The organism is Pseudoalteromonas sp. OANN1, from assembly GCF_024124685.1.
GTDB classification, from domain to species: Bacteria; Pseudomonadota; Gammaproteobacteria; order Enterobacterales; family Alteromonadaceae; genus Pseudoalteromonas; species Pseudoalteromonas piscicida.
In genome coordinates this window covers 84,082-104,767 of record NZ_JAMXSE010000003.1, presented here as the reverse complement: position 1 = coordinate 104,767, position 20,686 = coordinate 84,082, and the positions used below count along the sequence as shown (strand labels likewise).

Genomic DNA, 20,686 nt, shown 5'->3' with positions numbered 1-20,686 from the left:
GCTTAATAGATAGAAAGTACAAAGTTTTTATACTTTTTATTTTGTATAACGGTAAAGCGTATAAAAGTAAAAAGCGAGCCTCGGCTCGCTTTTTTAGACTAGCTAAAAGTTAAATTAGTTAACTTTAACGTGGTCTTGTACTTCTTTGTTGTAGTAAAGCGCGCTTACTTCGATGTTAGCAGCTGGAGCATTAGTAGTAACGCGGATACCAGCAACACCTGTGATTTCGTTTTCTTTAGCAAGTGCGTCAACAGCAGCTGTTACGTTAGTTACAGCGTACTTAGCAGCAGTACCAACTTTCTTAGTAGCTACCATCTTACCACCAGAGTATAGCTCAACCATGATGTCACCTTCAACAGTACCGTTGTTAGTTACCATGATTGCGCGTGAGTATACGTCTGAGAAAGGCATGATTTCAACAAACTCAGAGTCACCATTTAGCTTCCATGAAGAGGCAACTGAGCCAGAAACTAGAGCTGATGACTTAGTAGTACCTTCTAGTACGTTCACGTCAAGAGTGAAATCTTGAGGAGCTGTAAGTGCTACACGCTTGTCAGCAGCTGGTAATTCAAAGTTGATTGTGTAAGTACCAGCAACTAAAGCAGCACCAGTTTTGCCTGTTGCAGATTTAGCATCAGCAGCAATCTTAAGTTCGTCTGCAGCAGCAGCGTTATCTTTAACTGTTACCTTGCTAACACCAGTGAAGTCGCCTTTAAGGGTTAATTCAACATTGTCATCAGCAATTGTAGCGATGTCAGTAGCATTTTCAGCAACAACAAAAGAAGGTGCTGGGATTTGTTCTACACCACCAGTTTTCTCGAAACCTTTGCGCAATTGAGCAACGTCAACTGTACCATCAGCTTTTGAGAATGAAGTAACAGAAAACTGCTTAGTACCTACGAAAAGGTCCGCAGAGTCAGTGTTACCTGTGCCTGTTGCTGTATCAATAGTAATACCAGTAGATGTTTTCGCTACAGTTGTTACTGTTACTTTAGCTTTGTCTGCTAAATCAGGAAGCTTAACTAAAACTTCGTTGCTGTTGTTACCTGTTGCTTCAAGGTTATAAACTAAACCTTCAGTTGAAACACTTCCGCTGTTATCAGCGTCATTTGTCTCAGTAACACGGAAAACTAATTCCGTCTTCGAAGAGTTGATTAGACCCCAAGTAACAGTGTCACCAGCGTTACCTTGCTTTGTAAGTCTGTAACCAGTGTCAGCAAACTCTGCACCACCAGTTAGAGTTAGAGTTACCGTATCGCCAGCTGTATACTGAGCATTTAAGTTAAGAGCTACAGTAGGTGCATTTGCAGTGATAGCAGCAGAAGTAGCAACCGCGCCTTCAACAGATAGTTTTTGAGCAGTACCTGCAGTTGTGTTTACAGCCATAGCTGAAGTTGCAGCAGTTGTAAGCGCTACTGCTAGTAGAGATTTTTTGAACATGTTTTCCATTCTCCAAAGTTTCATGAAACAAGAACAATGCGTGTTCCCATTTTTCTTATATTTGATCATTCAATTAGGCCGTCACCCAAGTGACATCCGATCAAATCCATGCTTAGTCTAACCATTGTCTCTGCATTGTCAAGCAGTTAACTTTGCAAATACTAAGCATTAATACAAATAACATAGCACAACCAAAAAGACCACCAAAAAAACACCTAAAAATCAAAAGGATAAGATTATAAAACCAAATAAACTGTTGTTTTTTTTAGGCGTTTTCAATTGTAAAAAAAAGTATAAAACCCAGATTTACTGTATGCTATTGAATAAGATAAGCAACTTTTTTGTCAGTTTTATGACTATATTAGCGCAATCTACCTCATCTAGTTAGATTTATTATTACTAAAATCTAAATTGCTTAGATTCTTCTTAAATGCATCCATCACACCTTGCCACTGCTCAGATGCCTCAACTACTCTTGGTGTCACCATGACAACAAGTTCGGTTTTGGTATTGGTGTCTTTTTTACCGTCAAACAGCCTACCAAGCACCGGAAGATCCGAGAAGAAAGGCACCCCAGTATTCGTTAGGCTATTGTTTTGACTAATCAAGCCACCAAGCATAATGGTTTGTCCATCCGCTGCTATCACCTCAGTTTTAATATTGCGGGTAAAAATTGTCGGTTGATTATCCGCAGCCTTATCACCTGATGCTTGATTACTGATCTCTTGCTCAATTTCCATCAAAATAACACCTTGCGCATTGACGGTTGGAGTTACATTTAAATCAATACCTGTTTTACGATACACCACAGAAGCGCGAGATCCATTTACTGGATCGGTTATAATATCACCCGCAGTTGGGATTTCATCTCCCACAGCAATATTCGCCTCAACCCCATCACGCACAGCAATGGTTGGTCTTGAGAGTACATTAACGTTTTGGTTTTTCTCAAATAGCTGAATGTCTAGCTTACCCGTTAATCCCTCTAATACGTAGTTAAGCCCGGTTTCTGTATTTCCAGTAAAATTGTAGTAACCCGTTCTCGCGGCGCGATTATTAGCCAGTGCAAATTTAACCCCTTGACTAAACTCGTCTGTCAATGTGACTTCTGCGATAAGTACTTCAAGCACAACTTGCTTTGGCATCACATCCAAGCGTTTCACTAAGGGAAGTAAGCTGCGATATTCCGAACCAGACGTGTGAAAAATAATGGCATTGGAGCGCTCATCCACTACCATACGAAGGTCTTCGTTATTCACGCTCACATTGGTACTTCGAGGTGTTGATTCGCGCTGCTCTTTTGCCTCTGACGCTGCCGAAGTAGAGCGACTAACAGCAGAACTATTTCCACCACCCAGCAAGTTTTGCAAACTTTGGCCTAAATCTACGGCTCGTGCAAACTCGGGCTCAAAAATAAAGTATTGCTTCTCGTTGCCATCTGCTGGCTGATCGAGTTGCTGCGACCAAAACTCAACGCGCTGTAAAAAAGCCTCATTATTGGTGAAGAAGACCAAACTATTAGTGCGCTCAATAGCGACCATGCTAACCGCTTGTTCTGTAGAACCTGAGCTATTACTGCTTATGCCTTCTTGCTTTAACAGCTCGCCCAGTTTTTTACTTAACTCTTTTGCAGGCATAAACACTGATTTATACATACCTATATGACGGTCTCTGAACGCAGGTTTATCCATCATTTGCATAAATTCAAGGGCTCTGATCACCTCGGCACGCTTACCTTTGAACATTATCGCATGCTGGTCAAAAAGAGGCTGCGCGTCTACGTTTGTCATCTGCCTAATAGTGTTCGCAAGTGGCGTCTGCATGCCACTGGTAAATGGCGCAATCTGTATTATGCTATTGGCGGTGTTAGGTACATCTTCCACTTTATTACCATAGCCATACACCACGCTTCCACCAGAGGCATTCTCAGAGGGGTGGATATAAAAAATATCATCCTGCTCGCGAATAATAATACCGCGTTCAGTTAACAAGTCTTGGCTGATAGAAAATAAACGACGCTTGCTTAGCTGCTCTTTAAGATTAATTGTTATTGCATCGTCACTATTGGTGATTGCATCTCCAATGATGTAATTAACGCCAAGTAAATCGCCAAATACATAATGCAAATAATCCTTAACTTTGAGGCTGTCCGCGGTCAGCTTTACTTGCTCGTTATCACTAAACTGTTGCGCTAAGTTTGGTTGGCTGGTTTGTGTTACTTTACCATCAGGTAATGCAGGCAAATAGACCAAGCCGCTCGATTGCGTCTGCGGACGCGCTTTTTCGTCGTGTGACGACAAGTCGTTGTTGACTGTTTTGCCTTTACTCTCTTTTTCTAAGTACGAGCCGTTGACTGCAACTGAGTTAGGTACTGAACTACATGCCGACAGTCCCGCTGTGACAATAAAACCGAGTAAGATTTTCTGTGCTTGTTTCATAGTGCTTCCGTCGTTATTGCTTCGTACTTTGGTACATAATAAGCGTGATATGCTGGTCACCCTTATTGAGTTCTACTTTTACATTAGAGTTAATAGTCAAAATAAAATCTTCTATCACTTCGCCCTGATTAAACCTTTTTAGCTCATTGGCACCATTTTTGACTGACGTAATATCTATCAGGGCGTATGTAGACTCAGGTGAGTGTACCACCGCCTTCAATCTCAATTCTTTATCGCGAGCAAAAACAGAAGTCAGCTCCCCTGTTTGTTTTGCCTGCTCATCTGGACTCATGCCATTATCTTGTGACTCTGGCTGTTCTACTTTTTTAACAACCCATGTGTCAAGCGTACGCTCAATATCATGCTTACTTTGTTCTGATAGCTTAGGTAAAAACGTTTGTTCAGCGTTATTCAGCCTAAACGGCTTACTGTCAGCATTAACTTCTGTTTGTAAGCGAGTGACGGCGTCAATAGCAAAGAGTGATAGCATAAAAATACTGATATAGATGTATAGTTTATTCACCCTTAGCCCCTTCTTGTAAGTAAAAGGAGAGCAACAAGCTGACTTCTCCACTCCCTGTTTCTTCAGCGCTCAACCCTCGTATATTTAAATCAAAATATTCAACAACCACGACTGGTGATTGAGATTCGAGCATAACCAAAAAGGCAGCAAGATCGGTCAATTTTCCCGAAATATTTAGTCTAATTTGCTCCTTGTGCAGAGCCGCTAATTGATATTTTAGTGCTGGCTGCCAACCTATATTAATGGTCGACAAATTATGTTCTGTGAGCCATTGATTAACTTGCTTTTGTGTATCAATTCTAAACTTCGAGGGTTCTTGCCAATCAAATAACATCGTGGTAAAAAAACGTGCTACATCAGCAACTTGCTCTTTTGCGAGCTCGATTTCTTGAAGCTGTGTCATTACCTGTTCCGCTTTAAATAGGCGCTTCTCAATTTGCGCGATATTCTCAACTTGTTCTTCCTGCCATGTGAAAAGCGGGACTAATGCAAATTTTATTGTGGCTAACAGAATCACCAATGCTAGGAGCATTTTATATTGTTTTAGTTGCTCAACCATGGTCGCCACCCGAACGTTCATTTATTGGCTGATATTCAGCTTTATAGGTACTTACCGGAATTGTATAGCTAATTACAAACTCTTCTTTTCCTTGATAACTTCTAACAGGGAAGTCAAATTTAGGATCTAGAACCCAGTCAAATTCACTGAGTGACTCGAGGACGGCAATAGCATTTGAGCTCTCTCCTCGAATTACAAATCGGTCGCCTTTATATTGTAAGCTTTCGATCCTTGCTTTATCCCGAACGCTATCCAATAAAAGCAAGTTTGGTGAAACCTTAGGTATATCCTGCATTACTGCTTGCCAATTTTCGACTCTACTCTGATTCTTTTCATACTCTGAAAATGTTGATAATGCTTGATTAATATTACTTTGATTTCCACTGAGCTCAGCTTGGAGATATTCTTTTTTGGCCACCAAGTAAGCACTGCTTAGCGCGAAGTATGATACGCATGCAATGGCGCTGAACACTGCAGCTTTTTTGAAATAAGCTTGATAAGCCAATAAACCTTGTGGCTGAATAAAGCTAGATACAGAGCGCTTAAGAAAAGGAAAGATAGACTCGACCATGCGCTTTACTAGACTTCTCTCTGAATCTATTTCAGATACAGTATCAAAGCTTATTCCAACCGTGTTTGCAAAACGCTCAGGGGAATTCACTAACCCAAAGCGAGCAACGGAATATATCACCTGATTTCTTTGTGCAAGGTAATACTCGTTATTAACCAAGGTGATGCTCGAATTAGATTCACTGATGGCAATTAACACCGATTCAGGTATCACAACTAATGAGCCTTCGGCTTTTATATCGAATAACCAACTGTTTAAAATTGACGTACTTTCATCTTGAGCGCGGATCTGCGTGGAATAGCACTCAGCGCTGTGCTTCTGCTTACGCAGTTTCAACAAGCTATTTAATGCTTTACGATCAGTAACAGGTAGTTTGTCGACTTGCTCAATATAATGGTTTCTAGCAACGATTTGGATAAGCTTTGGTGATGACGACTTGATTAAATGCCACCCATCCTTGTCATAGTTAAGATGAAAGTGCTGACTATCTTTGTAGTAACTAACCAGATTACAAATCAGCCTTTTTTGCCAACCTAGCAATGCATGTTCACTCATTGTGTTATTAACCTTCCGAAGCCACTAAATTTACTGGCTTTGACTTGTTTGGATCTAATAGGTAATAAAGCGTACGACTTACGCGTGCATCGTCCAGCTGAGTCTCGATTTTTATCTTATAATTACTGGACGGAAACAAAGTGATGTTTCGGCTTTCCTCAACCCCTGTATACGCTGAAAATAATGCTGGGGTTAACGTTTTCTCATTACGCATCTTTATAATTTGTTCTACTACTGGTGCGTCATACAAACTATGTAATAAACTATCAGGAGCTGTCATCGGATTAAACACACTTTTCTTATACATTGTGGCATTTTGCTCCAAGTACTTACGCAAAGAACTTGAGATATTCAAATGTGATAGCTCAGACCAAGTTTGAATAATACCATTTTTATAATCTGATTCTGGTAAAGAGTGCCTAGATAACTTATCGACATCTTGCCAATCTTGTATTTGGCTCAACAGTAGCCGAGCATCATAGTCGCTTAGTCCCTTATGCGTCAATACTCGCAACCACCTTTGTTCCGATGGATAACTAAGATTAAGCAGCCCTCTTAAATCTTGAAGGCTGATGCTCGCGTGCTCCCCATAACGAAAATCTTCACCATAAAAATTCCAGACGCCAGTTAGTGCTGGCAGATCATTTGAAAAAGGCGAAGTAGGTGACTTTGACTCTGTTAATAACGCAAAAAGAACCGTTGCTTCAGCATCATAATTATCTACCAAAGCTTGCGCTCTGTTGTCGAATGCAGCTGCTATTTCAACTTGCTGCCGCGCTGTTTTAGTCATGAACAAACCAAGTAAACTAAGCACAGCGGTGATAAGTAAAACTTGTAGTAAAGCTATTCCTTGTTGCATTAGAACTTCCCGCTTTCAATAAAGTGGCCTTTCCAACGACTGGGATCCCTATCTAGCTGGGAAAAAAGTGTAAAATCATCAATATTCAATTTAATATACTCTGGCGTCAATCCTCGCTCTTGCGAGTGATAGTTTTCAAACCAGTTTGGCGCTGTGCCTGGCGTTCTACTTGACTTGAGCGTCAAATCCCGCCATCCGAAATAACTTAAATCAGCTCGCTGCAGGTTGCTAAGCAACACTTTACTATTGCTGAAGTCCAGCGATTGCTCCATAGACGTTAATATCGTTTGTTCCAAGGAAATGGCCTGATACACCAATTGAAAGTCATTTTTGTTCTGCTGGAGCACCAAGCGAAATATTTCAGGTCCACCATTAATCAGGCCATTATTCGTCACAGCCAGTAACCTTGACTCAGAACCTACAAAAAAGAAGGTGGGCTCCCCCGTTTTATCCCTAACAACATATGGAATGACCCCTTTAAGTACCTGATCAAGCTGTGCTACTACTTTCGCTGTTCGGGCTTGCTGCTGAAAGTCCCCAAGTTCTTTATCCCATCGACTTGCAAACTGAAAATACGCAAAGGTACCTGTCGCCATTACTAAACTTAATAAGGTAATTGATATCAGTAGCTCAACTAATGTGAATCCTTTTTGCTTAACGGCCACGCCAACTCACCTCTTTAAATTGGTATTGACGGACTATGCCTTGAGCTTCAACCTCAAGCGAGACTTGCCATAACTTATATTGATTGCTCGTTGTTTGTAGTTGGATCGCAATATCTGAGGTACCTGAAATAGAATCACCTTTTTCCTTAATTGCTGAGGCATCCCAGCGAAATGATACCCCTCCATTAGTACCTGTACCTTCCAATCTAGTTTGATTAAAAGGAGCATGCCTTATGTCAAATCGTACAGTATCTAACACTCCCGTAATCGCTGTTGAAAATTGAACATACTTCGATGCTTTCTCTGAACTAATAAATGCACCTCGGTAAAGCATGGAGACTGTAGTGATCACCGCCAATAAAATAACAACTGAAACGAGAAGCTCAACAAGCGTAAAGCCTTTTTTATGGTGCATCATTACCCTGCAACTCAATTTGAAAAGGCTGTCCCAGGTAGTGAGTAGTAATGCTGTCGGTTGAGATCATACCGAAGCGATTAAGCGTAATTTCTTGCTTAGGGAACTGTATGTACTTTAGTTGCTTGCTTTCGACTGCTGTTTCGCCTTGAAAAACAATACCGTTATCCTTCTCCAATACCACCAAATAATCTCTTTGCTCTAGAAATGCTTTATTGGCTCTATTTCGCAACCAGTTTTTTACCTCAACTAATTCCATCTTTGCATCTGAGCGGTTAATTGCTTTTAGAGATAAAGGCGCTACCAAAGACATGATCAAGCCCATAATGGTAAGCACAATTAACAACTCAATCATTGTGAACCCACGCATAGTATTCATGCTTAAAAGCCAACATCATTGAGTGAGATCATACTCAGCATCATCACAACCACGACACCACCAACAAAAACCCCCATAAAAAGGATCATCAGAGGTTCTAGAAGCGAAGTGATTCTATCGGTCCAAGTTTCAAAATCCTGCCTTGAGCGACTCGCAATTTCATCAAATACAGTTTCTAATTTTCCAGATTCCTCACCAACTTCTAGTAGGGAAATATAAAAAGACGGATAGAGAGAAGACTGCTGTAGTGAAGGAGTTAATTGATTTCCGCGTTTGACCTTTTTTCGAGCGACTTCCAATTCAGCGTAAAGCTGCTGATTCCGGATATTACCAGTTGCGAGTGCTAGCGCTTTATCAATTGGTACCCCAGCCTTTAGCATTAAGCTTAAACCGGTATTAAAACGGATCCTTTCAACCGTTTTTACCGCAGTACCACAAATGGGAAGCTGTAATACAATTCGATGCCACCAAGCAATTATACGTTCATTCTTACTGGCAAAATAAACTCCCGCAAAAGCAGTAACGAGCCCTAGAAATAGTAATGATTGATTTTGGTTAAACCATGCACTAGTCCCGAGCATTGCTTGTGTGTACCAAGGTAGTTGCTCAATATTCGCGAACATATCAGCCATTTTGGGAATGATCACATTAAAGATAAATAAAATACTGAGTACACAGACAAAAAAGATGACGACAGGATAAGTAATAGCGCTAATAATTTTTTTTCTAAGGTCACGCTTAAACTTTAAATCCTGAGACAGCCCTGCGAACGTACCAGCGAGATCTCCAGATGCTTCGCCGAGTTCAATCAAATTGCAATAGAGGCTATCGAAAACTTTAGGATGTGCTCTGCAGGCTTGAGAGAGACTACTGCCTTTTTTTAGGCTTTGACTAAGATCAGACAACAGCTTAGCTAATACAGGCTTAGCCTTCGTTTTTCGAATAATGTCTAGACCTCGGTCGATCCTGATTCCGGTTGCCAGTAGTAAGCTCAGCTCAGAGGTTACAAACTCTAAATCGGCTAAACTGACGCGTTCTTCAAAAAAGCGGTTTCCCTGACGTGATGATTGTTGTTCTTTCAACTCATAGGGGAGTAAACCTTCTTTTTCTAGCTGTAACTGAGCTGAGGAAAGGCTATCCGCTTCAATAAGGCCGTCACACTTTCCTCCCATAGAGTCGAAAGCCTTGTAGCTAAACGAAGCCATTAGCCAGCAACCCTCACAACTTCATCAATGGTAGTTTGACCGAGGATCGCTTTATAAAGACCATCCTCTAGTAAAGTGCGCCGGTTTCTACTCGCATTATGCACCTTAGCTTTTTGAATGAAATCAGCATCTTTTGGAGTACTTTTGATAGTATCATCACATGCTAAGTATTCAGTAATAGCTAAACGCCCTTTGTAACCTGTATGTGCACATTTCTCACAACCAGTACCACGCTGTAGATTAATTTTATCTAAAGAAAATTTGGTCGCTATATTGTCTAGATCATATTGTTTGATTAACTCAATACTGTCCGGATCGCTTGTCGCGCAGTGTTCACAAACCTTGCGCGCTAAACGTTGGGCAACCACAGAAATTAGTGCCGCATTTAGCAAAAACTCTTCAACTCCTAAATCTAGAAGACGAGTATATGCGCTCGCCGCATCATTCGTGTGCACCGTTGAAAACACTAAATGCCCAGTCAATGCGGATTGTAATGCAATTTGTGCAGTCTCTTTATCCCGGATCTCACCTAGCATAATCACATCTGGGTCTTGACGAACAATTGAGCGAAGACCAGCAGCAAAATCAAAACCTATTTCACTATTTACCTGAACTTGGTTGATACCCTCAAGCTGATACTCGACAGGATCTTCGAGTGTTATAATTTTAACGTCATCATTATTTAGTGCGTTCAGGAAAGTATAAAGTGTTGTCGTTTTACCCGAGCCCGTTGGTCCAGTTAACAAAACAACCCCCGCAGTCTTCTTTATATCTTCTCGGATACTTTGCTCTATATCTTGAGATAACCCTAATACAGACATTTCATATCTGACACTTTCCTTCCTAAGAAAACGCATTACGATAGACTCACCATCATTAAGTGGTAAAGCCGAAACCCGAATATCGATGTCTTGATTAGCAATCTTCATTTCAATCTTGCCATCTTGCGGACGCCGACGCTCAGCGATATCCATACCTGATAAAATTTTCAGCCTAGTAACGATGGGTAACTGTTTGCTAGCGGGAATAACCTCTGCTTCGTGTAATACCCCATCAACACGAAACCTTGCTCGATAGCGCCCCTCATATGGCTCAAGGTGCATATCAGAAGCTCCTTGTCGAAGCGCTCGGCTTATTAACGAGTTTAGTAAGTTAACTGTCGGCGCTTCCGTTGCCAACTCTTTGAGCTTTTCTTCTTCTGCGCTGAAGATATCTGATTCAACTTCTTCAGATGTATCAAGTTTTGATTTAAGTAAGTTAATATCTGATGCAGAAGCTAAGATGATATTAGGGTTAATCTTATGCTTGAATAGCCATTGGTTCATGAAAGGATCTAGAGGCTCTAGTACCGCAAAACTCCAATTACTTTCATCAGTGCTTAGCGGTACCCAATTATGCTCGAGACAAACCTCAACATCTGAGGAAATTTTTATTTCTTCACCATCGAAATCACTAAGCTGCTCCGAAGTAATCATTGGTAGATTTAGATACAGCGCATAAAGATCGAGCAATTGGTCCTCTGGTAAACTACCCATATTTACCAATATTTGCTCAAGCCTACCGCCATATTTTTGTTGGTAGTTTAACGCTTTTTCAATATCACTAGAATTGACTTCAAAGCGTTCAGTTAGTAGTTGATTAAGTTCCATAAAGTTACTGATGAACGATATCTGCGTTAGCTTCTTCACCACCTTCTTGGCCATCAGCCCCCAGTGATTTCAATAAGTAAGGCGCGCCATTATCTCCAGGAGCTTTATAAACATATGCGTTACCCCAAGGGTCCATAGGAACATCTTTTGGTAGATACGGTCCATCCCACCTCGCCACATCACTGCTTCTCAATTCCTGCAATGATTTTGGATAGCTACCAACATCTAGTCGATAAGTATCAATTGCAGTTTCAAATGATGACATTTGAGCAGCTGCTATTTTACGCTCTGATGAACTCAGCCTTTTGAAAAAGTCAGGAGCGACTAAAGACATTAACAGGCCTAAAATTACGATCACAATTAACAACTCCATCATGGTGAAGCCGTTATGTTTATTCTTTGCCTTCATATTGTTTGTCATTGAACTACTCTTTAATTTTTTTGATAAAGACGTGCTTTCTTAAAAACCGTGCTACCTTCCATGCGTGTTGAATACAAGCAGAATAAGCAACAAAAATACCGATAAATAAGACTAACATAAACCAATGGGGAATACCTATCAACTCTCCAACAATCCCTATCGACGCAAGAAATACAGCCAGCATTGATATCGTAATTAAGGCCTTTCTGGAGCTAAAACCTATACGCATGAAGACATGATGTAAGTGATCTCTGTCTGCTTTGAATGGAGAATGGCCTTTTTTAACACGCCTAATGATAATTGCCATCATATCCATCAGTGGAATAGCAATTATCCAAAGCGCAGTAACTGGACTGAAAGCGTTATCTACTTCTGATTGGGTAGCTATCATTAACAGCCAAATAACGCTCAGCCCAATGAACATAGAGCCCGCATCACCCATAAATATTTTCTTATTTCGGTGACCCAGTACGCCTAGGTTGAAGGCGAGATAAGGAACTATGGTTGCAATAATGATTAACGGTAAAACCGACAACTGCCCACCATTGACCCCCATCAATATTAAAATGGCTGCAAACGTTGTAATACTCATGGCACCAGCTAGGCCGTCTATACCATCAATCATGTTAAAGGCATTTATAGCAGCAATAACAGCAATTACCGTAAAAGGAATACCCAACAACCCTAAGTCAATAGAGCCAAACCCAAACAAATTGCCCAAGTTATGAATATACGCATCGGAGCCCCACATCATAATGAGTGCAACCAACGCCTGAACACCTAAACGGATCTTGACTCCTAATTGGCGATAATCGTCAATTACCCCAAGAAGGACGATAGCAGCAGCGCAAATTAAGTAAACTATCAGCTTTTTCTCAAGTGGCAAAAATACAATGATTGAAGCCAACACTGCCACAAAAATCGATACACCACCGATAAGCGGAATAGCACCCACATGCTTTTTTCGGCTACAGGGTACATCAACTAAGCCAAAACGCTCAGCGACAGGCTTAATCATAAAAATTGAACAGTACGATGCTAAAAATGCAAAGAAAATGACCATAGAGATCCACATGCTTCCATCATTATCTAATTAACGCGCCATTGTAATAGAAATTAAATTTAAACTAAATTGCCAATAACACTAAATAACAACTCTATACCCTACCCAAAAATTACTTTCTGAGCACAAAATGTCTAAATAATAACAGAACAAACGCAAGTACGCTGCCTAGGAAAGTAATACCAAGACAAATCAATGCACGCTTTGGTCCAGCTTTTTGGATCGGCAGAATGGCAGGATCAATTGTCTTAAACACATATTGCGACTGTGTTTGCGCTAGCATCTTTGTCTGCTCTTGTTGCTCGATCAGCTGGTAAAATATCTTCTGCATATCTGCAACCGATGTTTCCGCTAATGCCTTTTTCAAATACTCTATCTTTACATTGGACTCTGCTACTGCCTCAGCTTTCATGTAATCGTTAATTTCCACAACGATGTTTTCCACCATTTCCTTCGCTAAGTAGGGGGAATAATGAGTCATTGCAATCGTAATTAGTCCCTTTTCCTTTTCTTCTATCACAGCTAAATTTTGTGCTCTGATATGTTCAAAGACTTCTTGAATGCCAGGCTCAGGCTTAAAAGGTGCTGCAACATCTCTGAGCCAAATACCTGCTTCTTTATCATAAACTTTAGCGTTATATATCAGCTGATTACTGCCTAGATCCCACCCCTCAGTAGCCATCAGCTTTGGCTTTAACTCATATTTTTCAACAAAGTTATTTAAAAACGAGCGGCTTTGCATTACTTGAAGCGCAAGTGCTGATTTATCGCCCTTTCCTCCACCTAAGTTCACCCCTGCCATTGCAGCTAAGCCGCCAAACTCCGATTTCAAATTTGAGAGCATGCCACCTTGAGTATCTTCAACAGGTGAAAGTAATACTGTCGCTTTATAAGTATTCGGTAGAGAAAGTGCAAAAAACACACTGGATACAGCAAATACAGCAGTGATTAATATAATTAGCCACTTTCCCCTCCAAAGCACTGACAAAATTTCAGTCAAATCAACTTCATTTTTTTTAATAATATCAGCTTCAGTCATCTGTTTATTGTTATCCATTATTTGTTAAGCGTTGCAATTGAAGCCGCAGCTAAGCCAAGCTGATAAATAATCTGTGTCGCTGTACTCCACAGTGTCAAGCTATCAATATGTTGAGCGTCTAGAGGTACAACGATCGTGTCGCCTGGCGCTAGTTGGCCTCCATGGCTGCTGACTGCAAACCATGATCCTGAACTTGGTAATTCAACTGAACCATTGGCTTTAATGATATAAATACGCTCATCATCCGCTTTTTGCTTTAATCCACCGCTAGCTTTAATGTAGTCATCAACAGACTTGGATGAATCGAATAAGTGCGTTGCAGCCAGATTAACCTCACCAATGACACTAACAGAGTCTTGCATCGCTGGGATATATAACGCATCACCATCTTCTAACTGCAAAGATTGGGTCGAGCGTTTATCAAGATCAATAACCAAACGTCCTAACGCTTCAACCTTCGATAAATCCTTTAATATTTGATCCATATCTTCATATGGCATAGAAGTATTTGCAGTGGCACTTTTTTGGAAAGTATTAGTAATGATATCGCGTCTTAACTCTTGAGTTAGGCGTTGAATTTGAGAGGTTTCTTTACGCTTGATAGATTCACGCGTAAAAATTGCTGCTTCTTTATGTGCAAATTGATTAAAACCACCAACTCTTTCTAGTAGGCTATCAAGTGTCTCACCACGCTTAATGGTGTACGTCCCAGGGAACTTAACCTCACCAACAACCTTAACTTGTAGCCTTTCTTGCCAATTAGGTCTAGGGAAAATGTTAACAGTATCTTTGCTCGTCAGTATTTGAGTTGGATTAGCCAACTCGTTCAAACCATTGAGTTGGATGTGTTCAACCTGTTTACCATCATTATAAACAACACGAGTTAGCTCAACCTGCTCGAGATACGCAGCTTCTAGAAATCCACCGCCAGCTTGCACCGCTTTTTGGAAATCTGCATTTTCAGATAATGGATAAACACCAGGAAACTTAACTTGACCGTTTACTGCAAACAATTTTGCAGGTTCGCTAGGTGTTGCCTGCCTCTGTAGCTTAGCGACAATTGGCGCAAGTAGCTTTTGACGACTAAATACCGCATAGTCTTCTTCTTCTACTTCTTCAGGCTCTTGAAAAAGTGCATCAATACTTGTGATTAATTTAACTTCTTCCTCAAGTTCAAATAGTTCATCTTCTTTCAAACCAATATATTTTAAGAACTCATCACGCTCAAATTGCTCCCATAACTTCACGTTTTCACGTAGTTTCAGTTGCTCTTTGTTATACGCGAGGTCTTCTAATAACTGTTCTTCTTCTTCTTTAAGCTGATAACGGCTAAATACGACGATTGTATCGTTAGACTCGAGCTCTATATCTCCCGCTTTACCGTTAAAAATATCTTGTAAAGAAAACTGATGGATAGCGATATCGCCTTCAAAGTTAACTTCACGAATAATCAATGAGTAGCCAAAATCTGCAATGGATAGCAAATCTTCACGTGGCGCACTGAAGATATCTTTGAGTGTCTTACCCTGATGCCATTCATAATGACCTGGGCTGGTTACCGCACCAACAACAGTAACAGTATTTTGGAAACGAGTTGAAGCAGCGTTGACCGAAATCTCATCACCGTTTTGTGGTTTGTAGCTTGTGTTTTCAGTAAAGTTGTAGTTTAGGGTAATGCGCCTTCCATCACCGTTGTAGCGTGAGACAACCACTTTCGATTTATTCGCATTAGCTTTGAAGCCTCCTGACATAGCCATCACACTCTCAAGCGAGTCTGATTCTTTAAGCTCAAAGATAGCTTGACGGTTAACTTCACCTTTTACTTTTATTTTCTTAGCTGCTGGCGGAATAAATACAACATCGCCGGGCTTTAAAACTACATCATCAGAGCTATCACCAAATAGCAATAAGTCATAGAGATCGAAGGTAGTAACTAGCTTACCAGCCCTTTTGACTTGGATTTTTCTCAGCGAACCATTATCACTCACTCCACCAGAAACAAACAGAGCGTGTGTGACAGTGGCGAGAGGAGACACTGTATAGCTACCAGGCTTATAGGCTTCACCCACTACCATAATACGCATAGGGTTAAGCTCACCCATCGAGACGAAAGCTTGAACACCGATCATTTCCTCAGAGATTTTTTTCGAGACCAGTGCTTTCAATTCCTTAAATGATAAGCCAATGACATGAATTGGGCTTAGGTTAGGAATTGCGAGACGTCCTTCACGATCGATTTGTACTTCGTGCTCTTCATTGGTTTTACCATACAGGTTGATTTTTACTGTATCTCCAATCCCAAGCAAGTAAGTATCAGGAATAGCAGCCAACTCAGAAGGAATAAAAGTCGTAGGCTCACCAGCAAAGAGTTCATAACCAAAAGGCTTAAGCTCTTCTAACTTTGGTTTGAATTTATCCTCTTCTTCTTCCTCTTCCAGTAACCCCTTTTTGTCACGTGGTAAAATCGAAGATTCCTTCTCTTCGTTCTTTTTATCACCTTTTTTGTTGTTATCTAATGCATTTACATCGAAACCATAACGTTTTGCTAAGGCTTCTTGTTGTGCTTTGGGGAGCTTTTTAAACTGCTCTATCTGCTGTTTACTGGGTGTTACCGCTATTGTTTGATGTGAGATCAAAAAAAGCATTGAGAGGAGTAGTAGTCTGAGGAACTTCACGTAAATCTCTTCCATTGTGGATTTTTGTTAAACTTCAGGCATTCTACCGAAGTTTGGAAGAATTAAAAGGGCACTGAGGTGCCCTTTGACAAGATACTTGTTAGAAACTGTAAACCAAAGTAAGTGAGGTTTCTGTATCAGTATTTTCTTTATCGTCAGCTACGTCTGAGTTGTGGATGATGTTATATGCCACTTTCATCTGTAGAGAGCCGTTGATTTTAGTCAACAATGCTGTTTCAGACGTTGTCTTGGTGTTGGTATCACCATATTCAATCGCGATAAGCTGTGTAAAACGTGCGTTTTCTGAGATCTGCCATTGGTAATCTAGCTTACCAACACCAATGAACTCGCTTTCAGAAGTACCAGCAAGTAATTCACCGTCATCGTCAAGTTCAGTGCTATCGTCTTGGTGCTCAAAGCGCTTTACACCGGGACCGATTTCAGCGTTAAGATACATGTCGTCGTTTTCGAATAAACGTTGACCGTAACCCACTGAAATAACCGCTTCACTGCGGTAAGCACCAAAGTAGTCTGAAACATAAGAGCCAAACACGAATAAATGGCTGTTATCTTCATTTAACTTGTAGTTACCTTGAACTGATGCTGAGTATTTTTCGTTAGTACGAGATGTAACATCTACACCCGCATCGTTTTCACGCGTGTCTTCTTTGTAGAAGCCGTCTAACTTGTACTCGTTATTCCAGTTAGTTAGATTGTGCTTAGCTTTGATCCCACCTTTTAGGGTTGTTGTTTCTGTGTTACCACTGGTGATAATCGCACCCACTTCACTGGTTACATCCCAAACTTTCTTTGGCTTCTTAGCTTTGCTTTCTGCCGCTGCATTAGCGCTTGCAGCAACAAGAATACAACAGGTTAAAACCTTTAATTTCATTTCTAACTAACCTTTTACTGATCTTTGTGTAGGTGAACATCCATTTGCGGGAATGGAATGGTGATATCGGCTTCGTCTAGCGCAATTTTAATATTTTCCACAAGAGTGAAATACGTTGGCCAGTACTCTTCTGTTTTAACCCAAGGGCGAACGACAAAGTTAACACTTGAATCCGCAAGCTCTAGTACCGCAACATTGTATGCAGGTTCTTTAAGAATTCTTGGTTCATTGTCTAGTACAGACTTTAATACTGCTTTTGCTTCTCTTAGATCTGCGTCATAGCCAACACCAATAACAAGATCAATACGACGTGTTTTTTCACGCGAGTAGTTAACGATTGCACCAGACATAATCGAAGAGTTTGGCATTACAATCACTTTGTTATCAGGAGTACGTAGCTCAGTAGAGAAGATTTCTATCTTTTGTACGCTACCTGCTCTACCGCCAGCTTCAATATAGTCACCTGACTTGAACGGACGTAGCATAATAATAAGTACGCCAGATGCAAAATTAGAAAGTGAACCTTGCAGCGCGAGACCAACAGCCAAACCGGCTGCACCTAGAATAGCAATGAATGAGGTGGTTTCGATACCAACCTGAGATAATGCCATAAGCAGTGTCGCGGCAAACACAATCGCATAAGCAATGTTGGCAACGAATGAGCCTACCGCTTTATCTACTTTGCGTTTACCAAATGCTTTTTCGGTGAGATCAGCACTGAGCTTAGCTAGTTTTAAGCCAACGAAGAAAATTATTAGTGCTATAACGCCTTGAAGCACATAGTGTAAGATTAAATCTGAGTTCTCATTAACCCATTTCCAAACAGCTTCCATACTCATCCCCCTTTTTTATATTAAGCAGTTATTTATCATTAGATCGGCTGGATCATACATAGGATATATGAATATTTGCTGTATGCGGAAATAATCTCCGAAAAAAAACTTTTATTAAGTTTTTTCGATATTTCCCTTTGCATTTGCAAAAAACTTATGTATTATGCGCGCCACACCAGACAAGGTGTTCAAGTCTTTTGTGGCGGCTGTAGCTCAGTTGGTAGAGCCCTGGATTGTGATTCCGGTTGTCGTGGGTTCAAGTCCCATCAGTCGCCCCACTCTTTATATAAATGTATTCCACATTTTTTATTCTTACACACATCGCCCCCTACACACTAAATAGCAAGCATCAGACATCTGCGTAGCAGCGATTTTATATCGCAACTAAGAATAAAACCCTCGCTACATAAAGTAGCTCCTACACGACGAACACCAAGCAACAAGTACCAGATATCAACGTAACAGCGATTTTATATCGCGACTTAAGAGTGAAACCCTCGCTGCATAAAGTAGCTCCCACACAATAAACACCAAACAACAGGCACCAAATATCTGCGTAGCAGCGATTTTATATCGCGACTTAAGAATGAAAACATCGCTACATAAAGTAGCTCCTACACGACAAACACCAGATATCAGAGTAGCAGCGATTTTATATCGCGACTAAGAATGAAACCCTCGCTACATAAAGTAACTCCTACACGACAAACACCAAACAATAAGCACCAGATATCAGAGTAGCAGCGATTTTACATCGCGACTTAAGAGTGAAACCCTCGCTGCATAAAGTAGCTCCCACACAATAAACACCAAATAACGAGCACCAGATATCTGCGTAGCAGCGATTTTATATCGCGACTTAAGAATGAAAACCTCGCTACATAAAGTAGCTCCTACACGACAAACACCAAACAATAAGCACTAGGCATCTGCGTAGCAGCGATTTTATATCGCGGAAAAGATCTTGGCATTGAGGCGGTTTTGCAGGTAGGGAGTGATTTAGACATAAAAAAATGCCACCTTATTCAGGTGGCATCACACACGGGATTATTTCTACATACATAGAAATGCTTTACATTTTCTTGCTACGCTTTCTTTTTGATCTTATGACCTTTCACAGCGTAGAAGATTATAAATAGATAGCAAGGTAACATTACAAGGTGTGCAATTTGCTGTGATTCCACCGTACCTGAGGTGCCCTTTGCTAAACCTAAGAACACGGGACCGAATGCACCACCGGCAATACCCATAACCAATAGACCAGAGCCTACACTGGTTAGCTTGCCAAGTCCAGATAATGCGAGCGGCCAAATAGCTGGCCACATAATGGCATTTGCTAAACCTAAAATAGCGACCATCAATAGAATATCAGGCAACGCTGATAATCCAAATAGATTTGAAATGACAAATGAGTCTGGGCTACCAAATGAAATTGCGAGCGTGAGAAGCACACCAAGCACCGCAGATGCTGTTAACGCCTTCTCCTGAGATATTACTCTCGGGATCAATATAATGCCCAGAATATAGCCCGTAACCATACAAGCCATAGTATAAGAGGTCATCACACTATATTTTTCGACACCCAGTGCTAATGCAAATGAACCAATCGTATCACCAGCAATCACTTCAACCGCAACATACAAAAACAGCGCGATCACACCAAGCTTTAGATTAGGATGAGATAGCGCTTCTCTCACCGAGCCATGCTCTTCTTCGTCATCTTTTTCTATTTCAGGTAGTGGTGCAAACTTAATACCCAAGGCAAAAATACCAATAAATGCAGCCAAGCCTAGATATGGCCCGATAAGACCATTGGCCATTGCATCAATATCAGCTTGAGTCAGCTCTTTACCAGCCATATCAGTAAAGTTACTCAGCACCAACGCGGTAAATACAAGCGGCGCAACAATACCAGCACCTTTATTCAGTATACCCATAATACTTACGCGTACAGCTGCTGACTCTTCAGGCCCAATACGTACCACATAAGGGTTTACAGCAGTTTGTAATAATGTTTGCCCAATACCCATAGTAAATTGAGCAAACAAAAACAATGCAAACATTTGTGTTTTAGCCGCTGGAATATATAGCAACGCCGCACACATCATCATCGCAATTGCGATGGCCATACCATTTTTATAACCTACCTTGCGGATAACTAGAGCAGAAGGAACCGCGGTAAATGTCACCGCAATATAAAAAGAGAAAAGAATAAATGAAGATTGGAGAGGAGTTAGTTTTAATACTTGCTCCAAATATGGCATTAGCGACCCATTAAGCCAAGTCACAAAGCCAAGAATAAAAAACATGGCGGCGACAATTGCCATAGGGATCGCGTTACTTCGTTTTGTTGTATTCGACACGGTAGCTTCCATAAACATTACTCATCGTTTATTGTTTGTATGGCTTTTTGCCTTGTTATTTTTTGCTTTGCTCACTGCTTTCTTTACAAAAATGACAGCGCTGACATTTAACTTTACGTTAAAATCTATTTCATTACCAGTT

At 40.8% G+C, this 20,686-nt stretch carries 18 protein-coding genes and 1 tRNA gene; 1 reads left to right on the top strand and 18 read right to left on the bottom strand.

What is annotated here, in order from left to right; genetic code table 11:
* Window positions 1-114: 114 nt before the first annotated feature.
* From NH462_RS03845 to NH462_RS03765, 17 genes are all read right to left on the bottom strand, one after another.
* Window positions 115-1,440 carry a hypothetical protein gene (locus tag NH462_RS03845; protein WP_253104191.1) on the bottom strand — a complete coding sequence of 442 codons (1,326 nt, stop codon included), beginning with the start codon at window positions 1,438-1,440 and terminating at the stop codon, window positions 115-117.
* Window positions 1,441-1,820: 380 nt separating this feature from the next.
* A complete protein-coding gene (locus NH462_RS03840) occupies window positions 1,821-3,878 on the bottom strand; it encodes a secretin N-terminal domain-containing protein (protein ID WP_253104188.1) in 2,058 nt (685 codons plus the stop codon).
* Between the two features lie 13 nt (window positions 3,879-3,891).
* The gene (locus NH462_RS03835; protein WP_253104185.1) at window positions 3,892-4,401 is read right to left on the bottom strand and encodes a hypothetical protein; all 510 of its coding nucleotides are present in this window, start codon (window positions 4,399-4,401) and stop codon (window positions 3,892-3,894) included.
* Entirely contained in the window at window positions 4,394-4,960 is a 567-nt protein-coding gene (locus NH462_RS03830) for a type II secretion system protein M (RefSeq protein WP_253104182.1), read from the bottom strand. Before NH462_RS03830 ends, NH462_RS03835 begins: the two co-directional genes overlap by 8 nt.
* Entirely contained in the window at window positions 4,953-6,086 is a 1,134-nt protein-coding gene (locus tag NH462_RS03825) for a hypothetical protein (RefSeq protein WP_253104178.1), read from the bottom strand. The genes NH462_RS03830 and NH462_RS03825 overlap by 8 nt, the downstream gene beginning before the upstream one ends.
* A 7-nt stretch (window positions 6,087-6,093) precedes the next feature.
* Window positions 6,094-6,945, bottom strand: a complete 852-nt coding sequence (locus NH462_RS03820; RefSeq protein WP_253104175.1) for a type II secretion system protein GspK — start codon at window positions 6,943-6,945, stop codon at window positions 6,094-6,096.
* Entirely contained in the window at window positions 6,945-7,610 is a 666-nt protein-coding gene (locus NH462_RS03815) for a prepilin-type N-terminal cleavage/methylation domain-containing protein (protein ID WP_253104172.1), read from the bottom strand. The genes NH462_RS03820 and NH462_RS03815 overlap by 1 nt, the downstream gene beginning before the upstream one ends.
* The gene (locus tag NH462_RS03810) at window positions 7,600-8,028 is read right to left on the bottom strand and encodes a type II secretion system protein (protein WP_045987918.1); all 429 of its coding nucleotides are present in this window, start codon (window positions 8,026-8,028) and stop codon (window positions 7,600-7,602) included. Before NH462_RS03810 ends, NH462_RS03815 begins: the two co-directional genes overlap by 11 nt.
* Window positions 8,015-8,395, bottom strand: a complete 381-nt coding sequence (locus tag NH462_RS03805; RefSeq protein WP_275041409.1) for a type II secretion system protein — start codon at window positions 8,393-8,395, stop codon at window positions 8,015-8,017. Before NH462_RS03805 ends, NH462_RS03810 begins: the two co-directional genes overlap by 14 nt.
* A gap of 11 nt (window positions 8,396-8,406) precedes the next feature.
* Complete coding sequence (locus NH462_RS03800) at window positions 8,407-9,609, bottom strand: type II secretion system F family protein (protein WP_253104169.1); 1,203 nt, start codon at window positions 9,607-9,609, stop codon at window positions 8,407-8,409.
* Window positions 9,609-11,258, bottom strand: a complete 1,650-nt coding sequence (locus tag NH462_RS03795) for a type II/IV secretion system protein (protein ID WP_253104472.1) — start codon at window positions 11,256-11,258, stop codon at window positions 9,609-9,611. Before NH462_RS03795 ends, NH462_RS03800 begins: the two co-directional genes overlap by 1 nt.
* 4 nt (window positions 11,259-11,262) lie before the next feature.
* Window positions 11,263-11,679, bottom strand: coding sequence for a type II secretion system major pseudopilin GspG (gene gspG / locus NH462_RS03790; RefSeq protein WP_253104166.1), 417 nt, complete (start codon window positions 11,677-11,679; stop codon window positions 11,263-11,265).
* Window positions 11,680-11,683: 4 nt separating this feature from the next.
* Window positions 11,684-12,742: a UDP-N-acetylglucosamine--undecaprenyl-phosphate N-acetylglucosaminephosphotransferase gene (gene wecA / locus NH462_RS03785; protein ID WP_223193498.1), complete on the bottom strand. Its 1,059-nt coding sequence runs from the start codon at window positions 12,740-12,742 to the stop codon at window positions 11,684-11,686.
* Between the two features lie 112 nt (window positions 12,743-12,854).
* On the bottom strand, window positions 12,855-13,799 hold the full coding sequence (locus NH462_RS03780) for a Wzz/FepE/Etk N-terminal domain-containing protein (protein ID WP_253104162.1): 945 nt from the start codon (window positions 13,797-13,799) through the stop codon (window positions 12,855-12,857).
* Entirely contained in the window at window positions 13,799-16,426 is a 2,628-nt protein-coding gene (locus tag NH462_RS03775; protein WP_253104469.1) for an SLBB domain-containing protein, read from the bottom strand. Before NH462_RS03775 ends, NH462_RS03780 begins: the two co-directional genes overlap by 1 nt.
* A gap of 130 nt (window positions 16,427-16,556) precedes the next feature.
* Window positions 16,557-17,348 (bottom strand): DUF481 domain-containing protein, encoded by a 792-nt coding sequence (locus NH462_RS03770; protein WP_010368621.1) that lies wholly within the window; start codon window positions 17,346-17,348, stop codon window positions 16,557-16,559.
* 14 nt (window positions 17,349-17,362) lie between these two features.
* Window positions 17,363-18,181, bottom strand: coding sequence for a mechanosensitive ion channel domain-containing protein (locus NH462_RS03765; RefSeq protein ID WP_010368624.1), 819 nt, complete (start codon window positions 18,179-18,181; stop codon window positions 17,363-17,365).
* A gap of 202 nt (window positions 18,182-18,383) precedes the next feature.
* On the opposite strand from NH462_RS03765, the gene NH462_RS03760 reads away from it, so the two are divergent.
* Window positions 18,384-18,459: transfer RNA gene (locus tag NH462_RS03760), tRNA-His, on the top strand.
* 807 nt (window positions 18,460-19,266) lie between these two features.
* Here NH462_RS03760 and nagP read toward each other — a convergent pair.
* The gene (gene nagP / locus NH462_RS03755; protein ID WP_366033263.1) at window positions 19,267-20,556 is read right to left on the bottom strand and encodes an N-acetylglucosamine MFS transporter NagP; all 1,290 of its coding nucleotides are present in this window, start codon (window positions 20,554-20,556) and stop codon (window positions 19,267-19,269) included.
* Window positions 20,557-20,686 lie beyond the last annotated feature (130 nt).

What these genes read in the sequence shown, in the direction of transcription:
- NH462_RS03775 (WP_253104469.1), bottom strand. Translation starts at nt 16,426, where the DNA reads ATGCTTTTTTTGATCTCACATCAAACAATAGCGGTAACACCCAGTAAA.
- nagP (WP_366033263.1), bottom strand. Translation starts at nt 20,556, where the DNA reads ATGGAAGCTACCGTGTCGAATACAACAAAACGAAGTAACGCGATCCCT.
- NH462_RS03830 (WP_253104182.1), bottom strand. Translation starts at nt 4,960, where the DNA reads ATGGTTGAGCAACTAAAACAATATAAAATGCTCCTAGCATTGGTGATT.
- NH462_RS03825 (WP_253104178.1), bottom strand. Translation starts at nt 6,086, where the DNA reads ATGAGTGAACATGCATTGCTAGGTTGGCAAAAAAGGCTGATTTGTAAT.
- NH462_RS03780 (WP_253104162.1), bottom strand. Translation starts at nt 13,799, where the DNA reads ATGGATAACAATAAACAGATGACTGAAGCTGATATTATTAAAAAAAAT.
- NH462_RS03800 (WP_253104169.1), bottom strand. Translation starts at nt 9,609, where the DNA reads ATGGCTTCGTTTAGCTACAAGGCTTTCGACTCTATGGGAGGAAAGTGT.
- NH462_RS03765 (WP_010368624.1), bottom strand. Translation starts at nt 18,181, where the DNA reads ATGGAAGCTGTTTGGAAATGGGTTAATGAGAACTCAGATTTAATCTTA.
- NH462_RS03820 (WP_253104175.1), bottom strand. Translation starts at nt 6,945, where the DNA reads ATGCAACAAGGAATAGCTTTACTACAAGTTTTACTTATCACCGCTGTG.
- NH462_RS03805 (WP_275041409.1), bottom strand. Translation starts at nt 8,395, where the DNA reads ATGCGTGGGTTCACAATGATTGAGTTGTTAATTGTGCTTACCATTATG.
- NH462_RS03795 (WP_253104472.1), bottom strand. Translation starts at nt 11,258, where the DNA reads ATGGAACTTAATCAACTACTAACTGAACGCTTTGAAGTCAATTCTAGT.
- NH462_RS03840 (WP_253104188.1), bottom strand. Translation starts at nt 3,878, where the DNA reads ATGAAACAAGCACAGAAAATCTTACTCGGTTTTATTGTCACAGCGGGA.
- NH462_RS03845 (WP_253104191.1), bottom strand. Translation starts at nt 1,440, where the DNA reads ATGTTCAAAAAATCTCTACTAGCAGTAGCGCTTACAACTGCTGCAACT.
- NH462_RS03770 (WP_010368621.1), bottom strand. Translation starts at nt 17,348, where the DNA reads ATGAAATTAAAGGTTTTAACCTGTTGTATTCTTGTTGCTGCAAGCGCT.
- NH462_RS03810 (WP_045987918.1), bottom strand. Translation starts at nt 8,028, where the DNA reads ATGATGCACCATAAAAAAGGCTTTACGCTTGTTGAGCTTCTCGTTTCA.
- wecA (WP_223193498.1), bottom strand. Translation starts at nt 12,742, where the DNA reads ATGGTCATTTTCTTTGCATTTTTAGCATCGTACTGTTCAATTTTTATG.
- gspG (WP_253104166.1), bottom strand. Translation starts at nt 11,679, where the DNA reads ATGACAAACAATATGAAGGCAAAGAATAAACATAACGGCTTCACCATG.